The sequence below is a fragment of the Priestia sp. ST2 genome (assembly GCF_055810735.1).
Genome location: NZ_JBVVNT010000002.1, coordinates 69,419 through 86,227, shown reverse-complemented (window position 1 = coordinate 86,227; position 16,809 = coordinate 69,419). Strand labels below are relative to the sequence as shown.

At 39.9% G+C, this 16,809-nt stretch carries 16 protein-coding genes; 4 read left to right on the top strand and 12 right to left on the bottom strand.

Annotated features, from left to right (window positions below; genetic code table 11):
* Positions 1–39: 39 nt before the first annotated feature.
* The 6 genes from AC0KUU_RS06790 to AC0KUU_RS06765 form a co-directional block, all read right to left on the bottom strand.
* Entirely contained in the window at positions 40–3,678 is a 3,639-nt protein-coding gene (locus AC0KUU_RS06790) for a multifunctional 2',3'-cyclic-nucleotide 2'-phosphodiesterase/3'-nucleotidase/5'-nucleotidase (protein ID WP_322552118.1), read from the bottom strand.
* Positions 3,679–4,274: 596 nt separating this feature from the next.
* Positions 4,275–4,721 carry a DUF6376 family protein gene (locus AC0KUU_RS06785; RefSeq protein ID WP_052500362.1) on the bottom strand — a complete coding sequence of 149 codons (447 nt, stop codon included), beginning with the start codon at positions 4,719–4,721 and terminating at the stop codon, positions 4,275–4,277.
* 397 nt (positions 4,722–5,118) lie between these two features.
* The gene (locus tag AC0KUU_RS06780) at positions 5,119–6,099 is read right to left on the bottom strand and encodes an ABC transporter permease (RefSeq protein ID WP_013057401.1); all 981 of its coding nucleotides are present in this window, start codon (positions 6,097–6,099) and stop codon (positions 5,119–5,121) included.
* The gene (locus tag AC0KUU_RS06775; RefSeq protein WP_043983017.1) at positions 6,092–7,003 is read right to left on the bottom strand and encodes an ABC transporter ATP-binding protein; all 912 of its coding nucleotides are present in this window, start codon (positions 7,001–7,003) and stop codon (positions 6,092–6,094) included. The genes AC0KUU_RS06780 and AC0KUU_RS06775 overlap by 8 nt, the downstream gene beginning before the upstream one ends.
* Before the next feature lie 13 nt (positions 7,004–7,016).
* On the bottom strand, positions 7,017–7,811 hold the full coding sequence (locus AC0KUU_RS06770) for an SGNH/GDSL hydrolase family protein (RefSeq protein WP_028408234.1): 795 nt from the start codon (positions 7,809–7,811) through the stop codon (positions 7,017–7,019).
* Between the two features lie 23 nt (positions 7,812–7,834).
* The gene (locus tag AC0KUU_RS06765) at positions 7,835–8,713 is read right to left on the bottom strand and encodes an NAD(P)-dependent oxidoreductase (protein ID WP_043983019.1); all 879 of its coding nucleotides are present in this window, start codon (positions 8,711–8,713) and stop codon (positions 7,835–7,837) included.
* A 348-nt stretch (positions 8,714–9,061) separates the two neighbouring features.
* Here AC0KUU_RS06765 and AC0KUU_RS06760 point away from each other — a divergent pair, with 348 nt between their 5' ends.
* Positions 9,062–9,262: a cold-shock protein gene (locus AC0KUU_RS06760; protein WP_013057405.1), complete on the top strand. Its 201-nt coding sequence runs from the start codon at positions 9,062–9,064 to the stop codon at positions 9,260–9,262.
* Between the two features lie 205 nt (positions 9,263–9,467).
* Here the strand turns inward: AC0KUU_RS06760 and pdxR are convergent, their stop codons facing one another.
* Positions 9,468–10,901: a MocR-like pyridoxine biosynthesis transcription factor PdxR gene (gene pdxR / locus AC0KUU_RS06755; RefSeq protein ID WP_013057406.1), complete on the bottom strand. Its 1,434-nt coding sequence runs from the start codon at positions 10,899–10,901 to the stop codon at positions 9,468–9,470.
* 301 nt (positions 10,902–11,202) lie between these two features.
* Entirely contained in the window at positions 11,203–12,903 is a 1,701-nt protein-coding gene (locus tag AC0KUU_RS06750; protein WP_025751607.1) for a pyruvate oxidase, read from the bottom strand.
* 282 nt (positions 12,904–13,185) lie between these two features.
* On the opposite strand from AC0KUU_RS06750, the gene AC0KUU_RS06745 reads away from it, so the two are divergent.
* A complete protein-coding gene (locus AC0KUU_RS06745; RefSeq protein WP_013057408.1) occupies positions 13,186–13,386 on the top strand; it encodes a cold-shock protein in 201 nt (66 codons plus the stop codon).
* A 192-nt stretch (positions 13,387–13,578) separates the two neighbouring features.
* Here AC0KUU_RS06745 and yjcZ read toward each other — a convergent pair whose 3' ends face one another.
* A complete protein-coding gene (gene yjcZ, locus AC0KUU_RS06740; RefSeq protein ID WP_013057409.1) occupies positions 13,579–13,716 on the bottom strand; it encodes a sporulation protein YjcZ in 138 nt (45 codons plus the stop codon).
* Positions 13,717–13,983: 267 nt separating this feature from the next.
* On the opposite strand from yjcZ, the gene AC0KUU_RS06735 reads away from it, so the two are divergent.
* Complete coding sequence (locus AC0KUU_RS06735) at positions 13,984–14,220, top strand: hypothetical protein (protein ID WP_013057410.1); 237 nt, start codon at positions 13,984–13,986, stop codon at positions 14,218–14,220.
* A gap of 29 nt (positions 14,221–14,249) precedes the next feature.
* Here AC0KUU_RS06735 and AC0KUU_RS06730 read toward each other — a convergent pair whose 3' ends face one another.
* Together AC0KUU_RS06730 and AC0KUU_RS06725 are read right to left on the bottom strand one after the other, a co-directional pair.
* The gene (locus AC0KUU_RS06730; RefSeq protein ID WP_043983023.1) at positions 14,250–14,522 is read right to left on the bottom strand and encodes a hypothetical protein; all 273 of its coding nucleotides are present in this window, start codon (positions 14,520–14,522) and stop codon (positions 14,250–14,252) included.
* Positions 14,523–14,665: 143 nt separating this feature from the next.
* A complete protein-coding gene (locus AC0KUU_RS06725) occupies positions 14,666–14,863 on the bottom strand; it encodes a hypothetical protein (RefSeq protein WP_014459743.1) in 198 nt (65 codons plus the stop codon).
* 308 nt (positions 14,864–15,171) lie between these two features.
* Between AC0KUU_RS06725 and AC0KUU_RS06720 the strand changes: the two genes are divergently transcribed.
* The gene (locus tag AC0KUU_RS06720) at positions 15,172–15,954 is read left to right on the top strand and encodes an SDR family oxidoreductase (RefSeq protein WP_322552120.1); all 783 of its coding nucleotides are present in this window, start codon (positions 15,172–15,174) and stop codon (positions 15,952–15,954) included.
* A gap of 22 nt (positions 15,955–15,976) precedes the next feature.
* Here the strand turns inward: AC0KUU_RS06720 and AC0KUU_RS06715 are convergent, their stop codons facing one another.
* Entirely contained in the window at positions 15,977–16,747 is a 771-nt protein-coding gene (locus AC0KUU_RS06715; protein ID WP_322552121.1) for an SDR family oxidoreductase, read from the bottom strand.
* Between the last annotated feature and the right edge of the window lie 62 nt (positions 16,748–16,809).

Here is a 16,809-nt window from a genome sequence, read left to right as displayed (position 1 = left end):
TAAACCGGAAATCCGAGTTATGAGACAGTCTTTTTTGGCTTATTGAGCTATTTTTAAAGTAGGTTCTTGCTGTTCAGCTGTTTTAGCAGCTGCCACGTTTTGAATACGGCCTTCAGCTTTGTATTCAAATGGGCTGTTAAGGGTTTTAATATAGTTTACCGTTGCTTGTAAATCTTCTGGTCCCACTTCCATACCTGACGAAAGTGCACCAATACCGTATTTTTCGTTTCCGTACATATAGTTATTGACTACTACCGTGTATTCTTTTTCTTTGTCAATTTTACTTCCATCTGGAAGCGTGATATCTACTACTTTATTCGTACTACTGTCCCACTTATAGTTAAAGCCTGCAATATGGAAATCTAGTCCGGATGATGTAATTTGATTGTTTAACACCGTTTCTAAATCTGCTCCGCTTAGCTTTACTTTATTTAAGACGTTGCCAAACGGCTGAATCGCAAACAAATCACCGTATGTTACGTCACCTGAATCAAGCTGTGAACGAACGCCTCCGCCATTCATTAAAGCAAAGTCAGCGTTCATTTCTGCTTTCATGCCGTCAGCAATTAAGTTTCCAAGCGCGATATCCCCTGTTGCTCCGCTAGAAGGATAGCCTTTTGCCAAATCTGTAGATGACTTCCCAACCACTTCTGCTTTAATAGGCGCTGCTAAATCTTCGTACTTTTTCATAATGCTTGAAACTTCAGGATCTGGCGTATAGTCTTTTTGGTATACGGTTACAATTTTTGCATCTTTTTTCACGATGTCACCCGTGTTGTCGATTTCAACGTCTACGTCAGAAAACGCTGAGCCGTATGAATAAGCTTGAACAATTAGTTTGTTATCTACTACTTTGTTGTTGTATACGTGATTGTGAGCTGAAAAGATAACGTCAACTTCATCGTCAACTTTTTTAGCAATATCCGCTGCATCAAACTCGGTAGAAGTTCCATTTTGATTAGATGGATTATGAGCAAGTACTACAATGGCTTTAATACCTTGCTTTTTCAACTCTGCCGTATATTTATCAATCGCTTTTGCTTCGTCCGTAATTTTTAAGTTTTCATTTCCTTTACGAACGATCATGCTTGGCGTTTCTTGTGTCACAACGCCGATAAAGCCGATCTTCTTGCCGCCTACTTCTTTTATTGCGTAAGGCTTCGTAATTAATTCATTAGTTGAAGTGTCATAAGCATTTGCCGCTACAACCGGGAAATTCATGCCGTCGTATCCTTTTGTGCCTTTTGGATGGTCTCCGCCTTCAATCATACGGTGAAGCTCAGCAATGCCTTCATCAAACTCATGATTTCCAAGCGTACCTACATCAAATCCAAGTGATTCCATCACTTCAACCGTTGGCTCATCTTGAAACAGCGCTGAAACTAACGGGCTTCCCCCAATCATATCTCCAGCATGAACTAAAAGCGTATTCGGATTTTCAGCTTCTTGTTTACGAATAGCTGCTGCTGTATATTTCATATTTCCAGCTAAAAGCGCTTGGCCATTTGAATTGATTTTTGTATCTGTATCGAGCTGACCGTGCAGGTCGTTCATGCCTAACAGCTGAACCTTTGTATTATCTTTTGATTCGCCGTTTAAATTAATTTTGTAAATGCCGAATCCTTTGTCATCCGTTTTATTTGTATACGTAATGTTGCTTCCTTCAGTTAAATAGCTTTCTCCGCGCGGTGAGCTTGTGAACGTCACGTTAGCCGTTCTGTTAATTGGTGCAATGGACCAGTTATCGTCAGCTGTTGGCGTAATTTCTTTTTGCTCGGTGATGTAGTCCATTAGAATTTGACGGTTTTCATCCGCTGAATCCACCACGAGCTCGCTTCCTTTTAGACCAGGGAAGTTTCCGCCTCCGCCAGCTCGGTAGTTATTTGTCACAACGATAAACTCTTGGTTCGGATCAACCGGCTTGCCGTTATACGTTAAGTTAACAACGCGGCTTGAATCTCCGTGAATCACGTTTCCATTCACATCGTATTTTGCTGGTTTTGTGACGTCGATTTGGTATTGAACGCCGTCAATTACGTCGAAGTTATAAACAGGGAAGCTTGGGTTTAATAATTCCTGCTCTTCTGTTTTGTTCAGTGTAATTTGATTAAATTTACCGGCAGACATATCAATCCAGTCTTTTACAACAGAACCTTTTACTTTAACCGCTTTTAACGTGTTGTCATAGAGATACAGGTCGCCAGCGCTTCGGATCGTTAAGTCACCTTTTTTAATTTCCGTATATTCATCAACGCCGTTTCTTCCTGCTTTAAAAGGCGCTCCCACTGATAAAATCGGAAGGTCTTTATATTCCGGCTTGTTTTGAGAAACGTATTTTTCTACGTAATCTTTTTGTGCGTTTGTCACAACTTGAATAGACGGGTCATCTTGCACAAGAGAAAAATAGCTGTGGATATCATCGGTCGTTTTACCGATTGGTGTGTTCACGTATTTAACCGTTGCATCGTGATCTTTTTGAACCGCTTTAATAACACCTTTATCCGGTTCTACCGTACTTTGCGTAACCGTTTTCCCTGACGCGTCTTTTACGTCTTTATACGTTTCACGCGTGGACGATTGAGAGCTTACTACTTTCCATTTTCCTTTTTCTTCTTTTAACGTTAAGTCAATTAAGCCAAGTGATCCTCCGCCGTAACCTGCTTGAACAGCGGGAACGCCGTTGATCGTTCCTTTTGCATTATCAACGCCAGGAAGAGGCTTTTTATCTGCTCCAAGGAACAAACCGTCTAGCGCAGCTTCCGTTTTAGCAGGGAAGACTTTATGCGTGTGTGAAAACGTAATAGCGTCAATGCCTTTTACTTCACTTAATGAGTAAATGACATCTTCCGTGTTTTGCTTGTTGCTGCTAAATCCAGAGTGAGCCATTGCAACAACTACGTCTGCACCTTTTTTCTTCATTTCCGGAATATATTTGTTGGCTGTTTCTACAATACCTTTTGTAATGACTTTTCCATCAAGGTTTGCTTTATCCCAATCGTTAATTTGAGGAGGCACAAAGCCAATGAAACCAACTTTAATCGTTCGTTTCTTTCCATTTTCATCGACGACTTTTTTATTCATAATTTTATAAGGCGTAAATTTATTTTTATCATTTTTCGGGTTGTTGTCATGATCATCAACGTAGACATTGGCATTTATGTAAGGGAAATTTGCATCGTTGTACGCTTCTGTTAAGAAGTCTAATCCATAGTTGAACTCATGATTTCCAAGCGTTGCAATATCGTAATCCAGCTGATTCATTGCTTTAAATACAGGATGAACTTCACCTTTTTTCAGCGGGTTAATCTTGGCTTTATACGTGCCTAGAGGCGTTCCTTGAATGAGGTCTCCGTTATCTACTAATAAGCTGTTTTTTACTTCTTTTCGAGCATTTTTGATTAAGGTAGCGGTTTTAGCTAAACCTACTTTTTCATAAGGGGCGTCTTTGAAATAATCATAGTTTAATAGATTCGTATGAACGTCGGTTGTTTCCATCAGGCGTATGTTCACAAGCGCATCTTTTTTATTGTGGCCTTGATGCTTGCTTTGCTGTGAGCTTTGTCCAGGATGACGTTCTTCCGCTCCTGCCTGTGTAGTTAAAAGAGGCATAGATAATAGAGAAAGTGCCAGTGATGTGGATAGGATTTTCTTCGTTTTACTGCGAGTATTCTTTTTCATCTACCATTCACCTTTCAAGTAAGTTATCATCGCTATAAATCTAGCAACTGTTCAAAAATAGTATAGCAGAAAAGATTTATAAAGGATGTGAATTTTTTGATTTTTTAGTAAACCATTTGTATGCGTTTTATTAACTTTTTGTAAACGGAAAAATTTTTTTTAGTTTCTCTCTTCAAAACCAAGGACTATAGTTTTTATTAATTGGATGAACCCTCCTTTTAAAATGAGTCTTATTACCTAATACATCAACGTTCCCACGCCCTCTTTTCATTCAAAAAAAATTTATTTCAAGCGGTGTGTATATATGTACTATACATAGGATATGAAAAGCAGACATTAAGTTTGTCACAGCTTCTAACAAAATTTCGTAGATATAAAAAAGAAAGAGGAGGTTTTTGTCTTCTAATAAATAGATATATTTATATAATTTTACATTTACAACAGGGAAACGAGGTTGAGTCATAAGACATACCTACATGAAACCTACGTTCACCTACAAATAAAAAAATCCGAACGAAGTTGATTCTCCATCAAGAATCTTGATTCATCGTTCGGATGTTCTTTAGTTAACATACTTTTTTCTCAGCCGCGTTTTCTTACTGACCTAATTCTTTAATTTGTTTCATAATACTTGATACATCTTGAATTGATTGAAACAATTCACTGTTTTTTAGCGCTTCCGGATTGAAGCTGCCATTCTTTATATTGGCTTCATACGCTTCAATTCCACTAATGATTTTTTCGTTTTGTTGCACAAGCTGATCGTGCACATCAGAAGCGATGTCAGGAGCTTTTGTTTGATTAAATTCTTCAGCTTTCCCTTTCATTTCCTGCAGCTTTTGCTCTAGCTTCTTTATTGCCTCGTCGTCATTAACAGCTTTTTCCGCCAGAGGCGGTATTTCTTCAGCAAACTTTTGTGCTTCACTCACGTAATCTTTCGCATCGTTTGCGTAGTTCAGCGTACTGCTTGTATCTTCAAGAAAAGAACAGCCGCCGACCATAAAAAGAACAGCAGTTGATATGACTAGCATCCACTTTTTCACTTAGCACTCAACCTTTCTTATTTTCTTTTCTGCTATCTTCTTTTCGATTTTCGTTTCTTTAACTCTTTCATAATAATGGGTACAGCTTTTTTTATTCCTTTTTTTACAGCGGGGCTTTTTAACAGTCTCGATAGTTTTGACATTTTTAAGCTCCTCTCTCATTTTGAAATAACAAAAAACACCTTTACCACATGTGGTAAAGGTGTTTGTATCCAGACCTTTACCAATGGCAACATTGGCAAAGGTCTCGCTAACAATTTGCATTGTCAATAAAGCCGGAGATAATAATCTCGAAATGACGACTTTACTGCAAGAGCTACTCCCCTTTGAGCAAAACAGCATTTTTTGTTAACACAATCATAACGCACGTTCCTGATTATCGTCAACTTATACGGAATTAGTACACGTCTTTTTTGGTAAATACCAGAAACGACACGAGCAGCCCGGCAAGTCCCCAAATGGTTAAAACACCCAAGGAAAACCCTAATGTCATTCCTTCAGTCGGAGGAGCTGTTCCTTGCAGATAAGAAGTTAAATTTAAATTAACCATAAACAAATACTTAGCCGAATGCCATGAAGAAACCATGCTGCTTAAAATTGTACCTGCAATCAAACAAGCAAGCATCACACCCATACCCGCAGCTGTACTTTTAATTAAAACAGACAGCATAAAAGCAAGCGTTCCAACGACAAGTGAGACAAACCAAGCAAGACCAAACTCCATTAAAATATATCTCCACTGCGAAATTAAATGAACGTCCGCTGTATTTAAGTCATTTCCCTGCACGCTAAATCCCGTAAGAATCGGGGCTGTCCAGCCTTTAAATCCAAATACAACGCCAGAAATGAGGTACGACAAAACGCCAAACATTAAAATTAAAAACGAGACGGACATGACGAGCGTGATATATTTACTAAGCAGGATTTTCCACCGTTTCACAGGCCTCGTCAACAATACCTTGATGGATCCCAAGCTGTACTCTGAAGACACTAAATCCGCTGCAATAATCATAATCATCAGCGGCAGCAAAAGCTGAATGGCGTTTTCAATGAACCCTCGCACAAACGTTGGTGCCCCTGGTTCCGAAGGATTGATATCATTATCTAAATAATACTGTTGCTGCGCCACGCGAATTTCAAGCTGCTTGCGCCAATCATCTGAAATTTGGCTTCCGCTCAGCCGGTTTTGCGTATCGATAATTTCTTGCTGCAGCGTACTGCGCCAATCGGTCGTTCCTAGTTTTTCTTGAAGGCGCTGTGTTTCGCGAAGCTGAGCGTAGGTGAACATAGAAATCAAAACGCCCATAATAAGGGTAACGATTAACAGGCGCTTTTTTCGAACGAGCTTGATCATTTCATTTTGAACCAAACTAATCAATCGATTCGCCTCCTGTCATTTCGATAAATAAATCTTCAAGAGTTGGAAGCTTTCGATTCATTTCTTTTACCGTTACTCCTGCTTGAATGAGCTGTTTGTTCCACTCTCCCACTTCAGCTTCTTCATAAAACGTAGTGACGTACTCCCCCTGCACTTGCACAAAGTCCGTCACTTGTTTTAAAACGTCTATTCCTGCAGGCTGCGGATCTAGCTTCCACAGTAAGCGCTCTTGCTGAGTTAACAGGGTCTTCACCGATTCTGTGTGAATAACTTCTCCTTTTGCGATAATCGCTACTCGGTCACACATTAGCTGAATCTCGCTCAGTAAATGACTCGATACTAAGACGCTTAGACCTTCACTTTCAGCTAAAAAGCGAATAAATTTACGCATATCCCGAATTCCAGAAGGGTCTAGTCCGTTCGTTGGCTCGTCTAAAATAAGCACTTTTGGTTTTCCGAGAAGCGCTTGCGCAATTCCTAAACGCTGCCTCATACCTAACGAATACGTGCGAACTAAATCGTGGATACGCTCTTGCAAGCCAACTAATTCCACCACTTCATGAATGCGTTCTTCTGTCATAGAAGGAATCATGCGTGAAAAGTGCTGCAGATTTTCCCAGCCGCTTAAGTATGGATACAGCTCAGGATTTTCAACAATACAGCCGATATGCTCCATCGCTTTTGTAAACTGCTTCGATACGCTGTATCCACAAATATAAATGGAACCAGCCGTCGGGCGAATCAAGCCGACAAGCATTCGAATCGTTGTCGTTTTACCGGCTCCATTGGGTCCTAAAAAGCCGAACACTTCGCCTCTTTTTAGTTCAAAATCAATATTTTTGATAATTTCTCGTTTTCCTATTACTTTTTTCAGTCCTTTTACTGAAAGCGTTACTTCACTCATATCATTCCCTCCCTTACCACGTAATAAGCGATGCTACACGTTCTGCGATCAGCTTGTAGCCTTTTGCATTAGGATGAAACTTATCAGTATATAAGTAGTCATCTACCTTTAGCTGAAACAAATCAAAGGTCGGAACAAAAACAGTTTGCTTATAATTAGCACTTAATTCACTGCTTTTGTAATTCCATTCTCGTACAATAGCCGTTGTCGTTTTTGCATCTTGCAGGTTACTAAACGGATTATATAAACCAATTAAAAAAATCGTCGCGTCTTTATTTGCCGACCGGATGCTTTTTAAGATGCTGTCTACGTTTTTTAAATAGTCATTTTCTAGCTTTTGAATATTGTTTTTATTTAAGTTTTGCAGCGTTTGTCCGCCTTGAAATAAGTCATTTCCTCCAATGGTGATCAGCACGGTATCTGCCGACTTAACCTGCCGCTGAATTTCCTGCTGCTTTACTTGACTTGCCAGCTGCGAAGACGTTTGACCTTTTATTCCAAAGTTGCTTAAGAGAATTTTCTTCTTCGTTTTTTCTTCAAGATTATCTTTTAAATACCCAACGTACCCTTTTCCCGCTGCGTCTCCTGTTCCCCTTGTCAGTGAATCACCTAAAGCGACAATCGTATAATTCTTTGTACTTTTGTTACTGCTGCTTGTTTCTTGCTTCGGCTTTGGCATTTCTTTTACAGTAGCTTTTGAGGCGCTAACATAATCATAAATAGACATTCCAAGCCCCGCTGCAAACAGCAGACACGAAATAATCGAAATCAAGGATACAATCCATACCCACTTTCCTTTCGCTTTCACTGGCTGCACTCCTTTTCATCTTTTTAGTTATCTTTTTTTAGAGCTTCAACTGTTTTTAGTAAAGCGGACCAGTCTAAATGACCCCAGCCATTTTCGATTCCTTGTTCATAATGACCTTTCACAAGCTCTCCTAACGGAAGCGGAGCGGACACTTTTTTGGCTGCATCAATAGCCAGGTTTACATCCTTTAGTCCAAGCTCCAGCTTGAACCCGGCCGGATCAAAGTCTCTTTTAGCAATTAAATTGCCGTAATTTTTATACACAGGAGATGCAAATAAGCTATTAACCACTTCAAGAAACTCCTCCGCTTGCATGCCATACTGTTCTACCATGACTACTGCTTCAGAAACAGCTTCTAACATCGATACTAATAAAAAATTATTGCCAAGCTTAGCTACATTTGATAAGTAAGGCTCGTCTCCTACAGTGAAAATAGTTTGACCAATCGCTTCAAACAGCGGCCAAACGTGCTCTCTTGCTTCTTTATTACCTGCAACTATTACTTTGAGAGCCGCGGCTGCTGCTGCGTCGGGTCGACCTAAAACAGTCGCTGCAACAAAATGCTGTCCTGATGCAGCATGTGCGCTTGTTAATTTTTCCGATAAATCTACGCTAATAGTACTCACAGAGACGTGAATACCACCTTCTTGAAGGCCTGCAAGTACACCGGCTTCTGAAAGCGTTACTTCTTCTAAAGCCTCATCATTTGAAAGAATCGTAAAGACAAGATTCGCTTCTTGTGCTGCTTGAGCAGGTGTCTCCACAACCTTTGCTCCTTTTTTCACAAGACTTTCCGCCTTCGAAGCAGTGCGGTTATAAATAACAAGTTCATGACCCGCCTTTATCATATTTTCCGCCATCGGTAATCCCATATTTCCTAAACCAATTAAACCCACCTTCATCTTTACCACTCCATTTCAGCACTCAGTATGTACGTTTCTTATGCTTGTCGTCTATCTTTAGAAAAAGCATATTTTCATTATTATATAACTACAGTAAAAGCGAATACAAAGAATAGCCTTTCTATAATGTTCAAAATGTGACATTTTTTAGACATGATTTATAAAAAACTTGTCTAAAAAATACGAATGGTTTTTAAATAAAGCGCTTGCAAACATAGGAAATTTCTGCTAAGATGTAAGAGAATTATTTTTGTTCGGTGGGGATGTATGAGTATTGTCACTTTTCGTCTTTAGATTTGAGCAAGAATAGTACCACAATGTGCGAGTCCGCACGAGGAGGCAACAATTATGGAACAAGGTAAAGTAAAATGGTTTAACGCAGAAAAAGGTTTTGGATTCATCGAGCGCGAAGGTGGAGACGATGTATTCGTACACTTCTCAGCAATCCAAAGCGAAGGCTTCAAATCTTTAGACGAAGGTCAAGCTGTAACATTTGACGTAGAACAAGGTCAACGCGGACCTCAAGCTGCTAACGTTCAAAAAGCATAAGAAACACAACATATCAGAAACAGATCCTTTAAAGGATCTGTTTTTTTGTGTACAAACATAAAAAAAGCCCCGTTTTTCAACAGGGCCAGTCGGTACAAATACAGAAGTAAAGTTAATGGTACTCTTAGTATAGCACAAGATCATAACAATCTATACGAAATAATAAAATAAAACTTTCATCCGGCACGTTTACCTATGATTATAGCTATTCCAGACTCTCTAGGGCGCTCGCAAATCGTTTGATTCCTTCTCGAATGACCTCTTCTTCCCCTCTGCCAAACGTAAAGCGAATAGCTCCGCTTTGAGAACTCAGCACGCTTCCTGGTACAAAAGCCACTCCTCTTTTAAGCGATTCTTCCAATAGACGATAGTCATCGACCGGCTGATTCACTTTGCACCATAAGTGAATCCCGCCTTGAGGCGAATCGAAAGATACTTTTGATCCGAGCAATTCGTTCAGACTCGACGACAGGGCATACTCTTGCTTTTTGAGCTCTTGTCTAAGCTTTTCAATATGCGAAGAAAACGTAGGAGAATCTAAGAATTGATAAGCAATCCACTGCGGAAAGATGCTGTGGCCAAAGTCAATTTGCTGCTTAGCGTCTGCCAGGCGCTGAATCACTTGCTCTGGCCCCACTATCCAGCCAATGCGAAGGCCCGATGCCACAATTTTAGAAAGCGAGCTGATATAGAGGACATTTCCGTTCTCGTCCATCGATTTCAGCGTTTGATGTACATTTCCGTCAAATGCCGTGAGTGAATAAGGATCATCTTCAATAAGCGGAATGCCGTATTCTGAAGAAAGCTCTAAAAACCGCTTTCGACGCGCTTCTGATAACACAATACCGGTCGGGTTTTGATAATACGGATTTAAAAAAACCATACGAATGCGATGCTTTTTATGTAATTCTACTAAGTCGTCCGGGTTGGCTCCATTTTTATCTACAGGCAGCAAAAACGTTCGTAAACCTGCTGATTGAAAAAGCGGCAGTGAATAGCTATAGGACGGATCTTCAATCGCTACTGCATCTCCTGGTTTTAACAAACACTGAACAATCAAATGAAGTGCTTGCTGTGCACCTGATGTGATTAAAATGGAATTAGCATCGGTGGAGATTTTCCGGTACTCATGAACATGAGCAGCAATAGCGTCACGCAGACGTTCATTGCCGTGAGGATGATCATAGCCTAAATGCTCATTAAACGGCATGCCCGCTAATATTCGCTGAAAATCTTCACTTGGAAATAAGCTAGGCGCTAATTCTCCGCTCGCTAAGTTTACAAAGTCTGTTCGCAAAGCTTCGCTTCTTATTCGCTGTACGAGCGGTAAATTAGGCAAAAACGAACCGTCTTCTACATATCTTCCCCAGTTTGGAATACGTTTACGGGAAATTCCCCAGATGCTCGAACTAACTCGCGTGCCGCTTCCTTTTTTACGTTCTACGATTCCAAGTGCCTGCAGTTCTTCATAAGCAGCTACTACCGTGCTTCTGTTCACGTTTAGCTCAGCAGCAAGCGTTCGTTCTGATGGCAGCATAGAATCCGGCGGAAACGCTCCCGATGAAATACAGCTTTCAATATATTCTGCAATTTGTTTATAAATCGCTTTTTTGCTAGCGCGATCTGGTCTCCAGTTCATGCGGCGTCAGTCCTTACATTTAAACTTTCTTATTAGTAGTTTATCCTTTATCTCTCTTATCTTAAAGCAGTTTTATAAAAAAAGACCATCCAATTTGGTGTTTTTTTTCTCATCCACTTTATAAAATAAATAATATCACCTCTTTTTACTTGCCGACATTTAAGTTTACATAATAATTTTATAGTTAATCAAATTACCTTCACCATTCCAACAAAAAAATCCAAACGAGGTTGATTCTCTATTAAGAGTCTCGATTCATCGTTTGGATCTTTACTAAAGTACTTTTGTCACAGCCTATTTTTTATAGAGGCGGTAAATCTAGCTTGCCTTCTTGAAATAATTCTTTCACCATATGCTTGGCATAACCCGTTGCTTGTCCTAGCGTAATCTTAGCTGGCATAGGCGCTTCGTTTGCATCAACGATTACATCGATAATACACGGCTTGTTTTGCCTAACAGCACTTTCAAAAGCCGGCAGCAGCTCTTCTTCTTTTTCTACTCGGTAGCCAACACCTCCGCAAATATCTGCATACCTGGCAAAGTTCGGATTTGTTAAGTCTGTTCCGAATTCAGCATTTCCCATTACTTCTTGTTCAAATTTAATCATACCGATTTTATGGTTATTAAATAGCACCACAACTAGCGGAAGATTGTATTTAACAGCTGTAATAAAATCTGCCATCGTCATCGCAAAGCCGCCGTCTCCACAGACCGCAAACACCTGCTTCTCGGGATAAGCGATTTTTCCAGCAAGTGCGCCCGGCAGCCCGCATCCAAGAGTCGCTAGCCAGCTTGAAATCACAAACTGCTGATTTGTCATACGAAAATGACGCGCCATCCATACTGTGACGTTTCCTACATCTACGGACAAGACCGCGTTATCAGCCGCTACGTGCTGAAGCGCTCGAATCACTCGCTGTGGCTTGATAGGTAGACTTTCTTTTGCTTCTTGGGTATCAAGCTGACTCCACCACTTTTTCATACGTTCTTGACTTTGCTCTAAAAACTGGCGATGTTCTGAGCGGCCAACGTTTTCTAAGAACCACTGAATGGTTGTTTTTGCTTCTCCTGCAAGCCCTGCATCTACAGGATATCTTTTACCAATTTGTGCGGGATCAATATCAATATGAATCGTTTTCGCATGGTCTGGCAAAAATCCTGTAAACGGATAGGACGTTCCAATCATGATGAGCGTATCCGCTTCTTGCATCGCTTCATACGCTGGCTTTGTACCGATTAATCCAAGTCCTCCGAGACAATATGGATGTTCATCCGGTATTGCGCCTTTTCCAGGAAGCGTAAGAACAATAGGTGCTGCGATCTTTTCGGCAAACGCAAGCAGCTCTTCTCTCATTTCATGTGTGCCTCGACCGGCTAAAATAACCGGACTTTCTGCTTTACCAATCAAATCTTTTGCTTTTTCAAGGTCTTCTCTGTGAGGAAAGACGTCTTGTTTAACGATTATGCTTGATGTTTCTCGTGCCTCTGATCCGACTTCAAAACGAGGGATATCATCGGGAATGGTTAACACAGCCACACCTTTTTTAGCATAAGCTGTTCGAATCGCTTGATTGACAACAGTGGGAAGCTGTTCAGCGGACATGATTCGCTGGTTATATACAGCCACGTCATCGAACATTCGCTCTAAATTAATTTCTTGAAACGCATCGCTTCCGATAAGATCAGACTCCACTTGCCCCGTAAGTGCTAAAACGGGAGCTTTGTCTAACTTTGCATCATACAAACCATTCAATAAATGAATCGCTCCCGGTCCGGCAATAGCCGTGCATACACCGATTTTACCCGTTAGCTTTGCATATGCAGCCGCTGCGAGAGCTCCCGCTTCTTCATGCCTCACTTGAATAAATTTAATTTTGTCCTGGGCTTTGCGAAGCGGTTCAATAATTGAATTAATGGAGTCTCCTGGCATTCCGTAAATATGATCAACGCCCCATTCAATTAACAGTTCAATCAGTTTTTCCCCTGCTTTTTGTTTAAACATATGACTGACCCCTTTCTTCTTATATATAGAGATAGTGTGACCTGATACGCTCTTTCTTACTTATTTTCACTCGTATAATTTTCGTTTTCTTTCATTAAATGAATGATCGTCTTCGTTAAATTTTCTTCATTCCTTGCAATTATCATTAACTTTTGCTATTCTATAAGAAGAATTATTTTTGTTCGGCAACAATCGATAGGTGAATACTTTCGTCTTAAAGATTTTGATCATGAGCAAGGATAGTAATACAATGTGTGCATAGCACACGAGGAGGCAACATTCATGGAAAAAGGTACAGTAAAATGGTTTAACGCAGAAAAAGGTTTCGGATTTATCGAGCGCGAAAACGGCGACGATGTATTCGTACATTTCTCAGCAATCCAAAGCGAAGGATTCAAATCTTTAGACGAAGGTCAAGCTGTAACATTCGACGTTGAAGAAGGTCAACGCGGACCTCAAGCTGCTAACGTTCAAAAAGCATAAGTAGAAAAAGACTCTGATTTCAGAGTCTTTTTTTTATGTAGAACCACGCATAAAACCTTTTTAACGCGCAGTTTGTACACGTTATTATAAATAATAAACTAAAAAAGTCTCTTCATCCCGAAGAGACCTTTTGTGGAAGAAATAGTTGAAGAAATAAAGTGTGGATGTTGCGTCGTCATCATTTTTTAATAATTAGCACCAGCCGCCGCCGAAGCAAGAAGCGCCGATGATGATTAATAAGATGAAAAGTACAATGATTAAAGCGAAACCGCCGCCGCAGCCACCGCCGCCATAACCACAACCGTATCCGTAACCTCCGTAGTATCCCATGTGTTTCACCTCCATTTGCTATACTTTAAGATATGTGGATTTAGTTAAATTGCTCCTAATAATTCCATAGAACTTTTGGAAATGTTTGTCATAAACTAAAAATACTGCGTTTTTCAAACATGCCCCACAAAGAGATAAAACCTTTGATTTTATGGGCATTTACTCCTCTTTTCTTTATCTTTTAAAAATGTAATCGCTCCCTTTTTCATGAATGTACACCGTGCTGAATACCTTTAGTTATGTACACTCACACAGGAGGGATTTTATATGTTAACACTCGAAATTTCAAAGCAAATCGTTAAAAACGTCTACCCTATTGTCTTATCAAATCGCAGTAAAATCTTTCAAGAGGAAGTGAGCGTCGCCGCTTTGCAAGACTACTTTGGTCTTGATCATGCCTTTAGCGTGTATGCAGCTGCCACCATTATTTATCAGCTAGAAGCCGACGGGTATGTATCCAAACCTCTGAAGCGCAATGAATACAAGCGAATTTTGCTCAAATAAAAACAAGCATCCCCGCAAGGATGCTTGTCTTATTTATAGCTATACCTGTCGAATAACTGCTCGACTCTTTTGTGGTAATCAGCAAGGTAGTCAGAAAGCTCAGTTTTACTCAATTTATTTGCCTGTTCCTCAAATAGTGACAGCAGCGAAATTTTAATCATTGCCATTTCCGTTTCCGAGCGATTTTCATTTCGCAAATCTTTTCTTAAATTCCACAGGCTTTGCTCCATTTCATGCTTTAATTGTTCTAGTGAGTGTGGTTCTTCGAATCCGGCACGAATGTCTTTTTTAAATCCACTCATCTTATCACTCCTCGCATTTGCACCTGCTAGATAGTATCTAATGTATACTATACCATAAATAACTATACGAGGCTTAAGCATGCCTTTTAAGCAATTGGCCACAAAATAAAAAACATCTCGTTGGATGTCTTTAACGTTACCTTTTATCTTACTTCGTCTTCTTCACCTTTTACATATTTAAAAAATGAATCAATCATTTCATTTAAAAAATCATTGCGATCTTCAAAATTCATAATTTCTAAAAATTCCACAATATCCTTATCTAAACTAATAGAAGCGGGAACATAAGCAGCCGCTTCCCTTCTTTGCGGGAATGGAATCACATTATCTTTCTTCTTCATAAAACACCGTCCTTTTTCTGTGCTTTACTAGTGTAAGCTTTCAAGGAACGATTTGCAAGTCCCTCTGATGTAAAATTTTATATAAACATTCTTCTGAAAAGACAGGGTATAATCTTTAGCTGCTCAAGTAGGCCCATTTGACATTAGCTTTTTCATGTTCTGGCGTCATATTAATAATTCGCCGCTGTTTTCTCTTTTCCTTTTGGCATCTTTTAGAAAATTTAAACACAAATATTTTAAAAGAGGTTTTTATTTCCTTCGTATAGGCTAAAGAAAGGAAACAACATTTTTATATGGAGGGGTTCCAAATGATTGCATTAACTGGAAAAGTTGCGCTTGTGACGGGAGCGGCGTCTGGAATTGGACGCGCTTCAGCCATTACACTAGCTGAACAAGGAGCGCGCGTTGCTCTTTTAGATTTAGAGGAAGAAAAATTACATGAAGTAAAAGAGACCATCATGTCGAGCGGCGGAGAGTGTATAGCCATTAAAACAGACGTATCTGACTCTGAAAGTATAAGAGAGAGTATCGAAACGATCCGCAGCTTATGGAGTCAATTACATATTGTTTCTATTAACGCAGGCATCAACGGTACGTTCTCTTCTATTGAAGAACTATCACCAGAAGATTGGACAAAAACGATTGATACAAATTTAACAAGCACTTTTTTAACTGTGAAGCATTCTATTCCTTATTTGAAAGCTCAGGGAGGAAGCATTATTATTACTAGCTCAATTAACGGCAACCGTACATTTTCAAATATCGGCATGAGCGCATACAGTTCCTCAAAGGCTGGCCAAATGGCGTTCGGCAAAATGGCAGCCCTTGAACTTTCTACATACGGAATACGGGTAAACGTCATTTGTCCAGGAGCAGTTGATACAAATATTGAAAGCAATACATTCCGTCAAGAAGACAAATTAAAAGAAGTGGCGATTCCAATTGAATATCCAAATGGCAATCAGCCGCTTGCTAAGCGCTCAGCTAAGCCCGAAGAAGTAGCGGAGTTAATCTTCTTTTTAGCTTCTGACGCGTCCAAACATATTACCGGAAGTGAAATGTTTATCGACGGCGGAGAATCACTGCTGTAACGTACAAGCCCCTGCGTCAACGTCAGGGGCTTGTTTTTTTACTTTTATGAACAACATCTACTCCGCCCGAAGCAGATATAATGCTGCCTGTAATCATATCTGAGTTTTCATCACAAAGAAACTCAATAATACGCGCAATGTCTTCTCCTGTCCCTGATCGACCGACAGGCGTTTCCTTGTCTTCTAGTAATCTTGCTTTTATAATGTCACTTTCTTTCATGTCCCCTACAATATCTCCGGGACAGACCATATTGACCGTAATCCCGTATTCGGCTACTTCTAGAGCAAGCGATTTGGTCAGAGAAGCTAGTCCTGACTTAGCGGCACTAAAAGCCGCGCGATACATCCATCCAGGGGTGTGCTCTACATCTTGAAAACCGTATGTAATAATTCTTCCAAACTGCTGCTTTTTCATAGTTGGAACAACCGCTTTTACAAAATGAAAAACGGAGCTTAAATTTCCTTCCAGCATTTCATACCATTCACTGTCTGTGTATTCTATTAATTTTTTTCTTTCAAATACATACGGACCTGCATTATTAATTAAAACATCAATACGTCCAAATCGCTCCATAGCCTGCGCAACGACGTGTTCAATATCTGCTTTATTCGTTATATCCCCTTCTACAAACTGTACGTTGTCTTTATATTGATGCCATTCTTCTTGCAGTTCTCGCACTTTATTTTTATCACTCCGAAAATGGACGGTAACGGAATACTGCTTTTTTAAAAAATTTTCTGTTACCTTCTTGCCAATACCTTTATGACCCGCTGTAATCAATGCATGTTTCATCTACCTTCACCTCTTTCACTCTACTTATCTACTATATATATTAGACAGCTCCTTAGTTTATC

Bases quoted from the DNA above. Each gene is read 5' to 3' on its own strand.
- pdxR (WP_013057406.1), bottom strand. From the start codon at position 10,901: ATGAACTGGAGACCAGATCGCGCTAGCAAAAAAGCGATTTATAAACAA.
- AC0KUU_RS06775 (WP_043983017.1), bottom strand. From the start codon at position 7,003: ATGAGTGAAGTAACGCTTTCAGTAAAAGGACTGAAAAAAGTAATAGGA.
- AC0KUU_RS06715 (WP_322552121.1), bottom strand. From the start codon at position 16,747: ATGAAACATGCATTGATTACAGCGGGTCATAAAGGTATTGGCAAGAAG.
- AC0KUU_RS06720 (WP_322552120.1), top strand. From the start codon at position 15,172: ATGATTGCATTAACTGGAAAAGTTGCGCTTGTGACGGGAGCGGCGTCT.
- AC0KUU_RS06745 (WP_013057408.1), top strand. From the start codon at position 13,186: ATGGAAAAAGGTACAGTAAAATGGTTTAACGCAGAAAAAGGTTTCGGA.
- AC0KUU_RS06750 (WP_025751607.1), bottom strand. From the start codon at position 12,903: ATGTTTAAACAAAAAGCAGGGGAAAAACTGATTGAACTGTTAATTGAA.
- AC0KUU_RS06730 (WP_043983023.1), bottom strand. From the start codon at position 14,522: ATGAGTGGATTTAAAAAAGACATTCGTGCCGGATTCGAAGAACCACAC.
- yjcZ (WP_013057409.1), bottom strand. From the start codon at position 13,716: ATGGGATACTACGGAGGTTACGGATACGGTTGTGGTTATGGCGGCGGT.
- AC0KUU_RS06725 (WP_014459743.1), bottom strand. From the start codon at position 14,863: ATGAAGAAGAAAGATAATGTGATTCCATTCCCGCAAAGAAGGGAAGCG.
- AC0KUU_RS06735 (WP_013057410.1), top strand. From the start codon at position 13,984: ATGTTAACACTCGAAATTTCAAAGCAAATCGTTAAAAACGTCTACCCT.
- AC0KUU_RS06790 (WP_322552118.1), bottom strand. From the start codon at position 3,678: ATGAAAAAGAATACTCGCAGTAAAACGAAGAAAATCCTATCCACATCA.
- AC0KUU_RS06765 (WP_043983019.1), bottom strand. From the start codon at position 8,713: ATGAAGGTGGGTTTAATTGGTTTAGGAAATATGGGATTACCGATGGCG.
- AC0KUU_RS06760 (WP_013057405.1), top strand. From the start codon at position 9,062: ATGGAACAAGGTAAAGTAAAATGGTTTAACGCAGAAAAAGGTTTTGGA.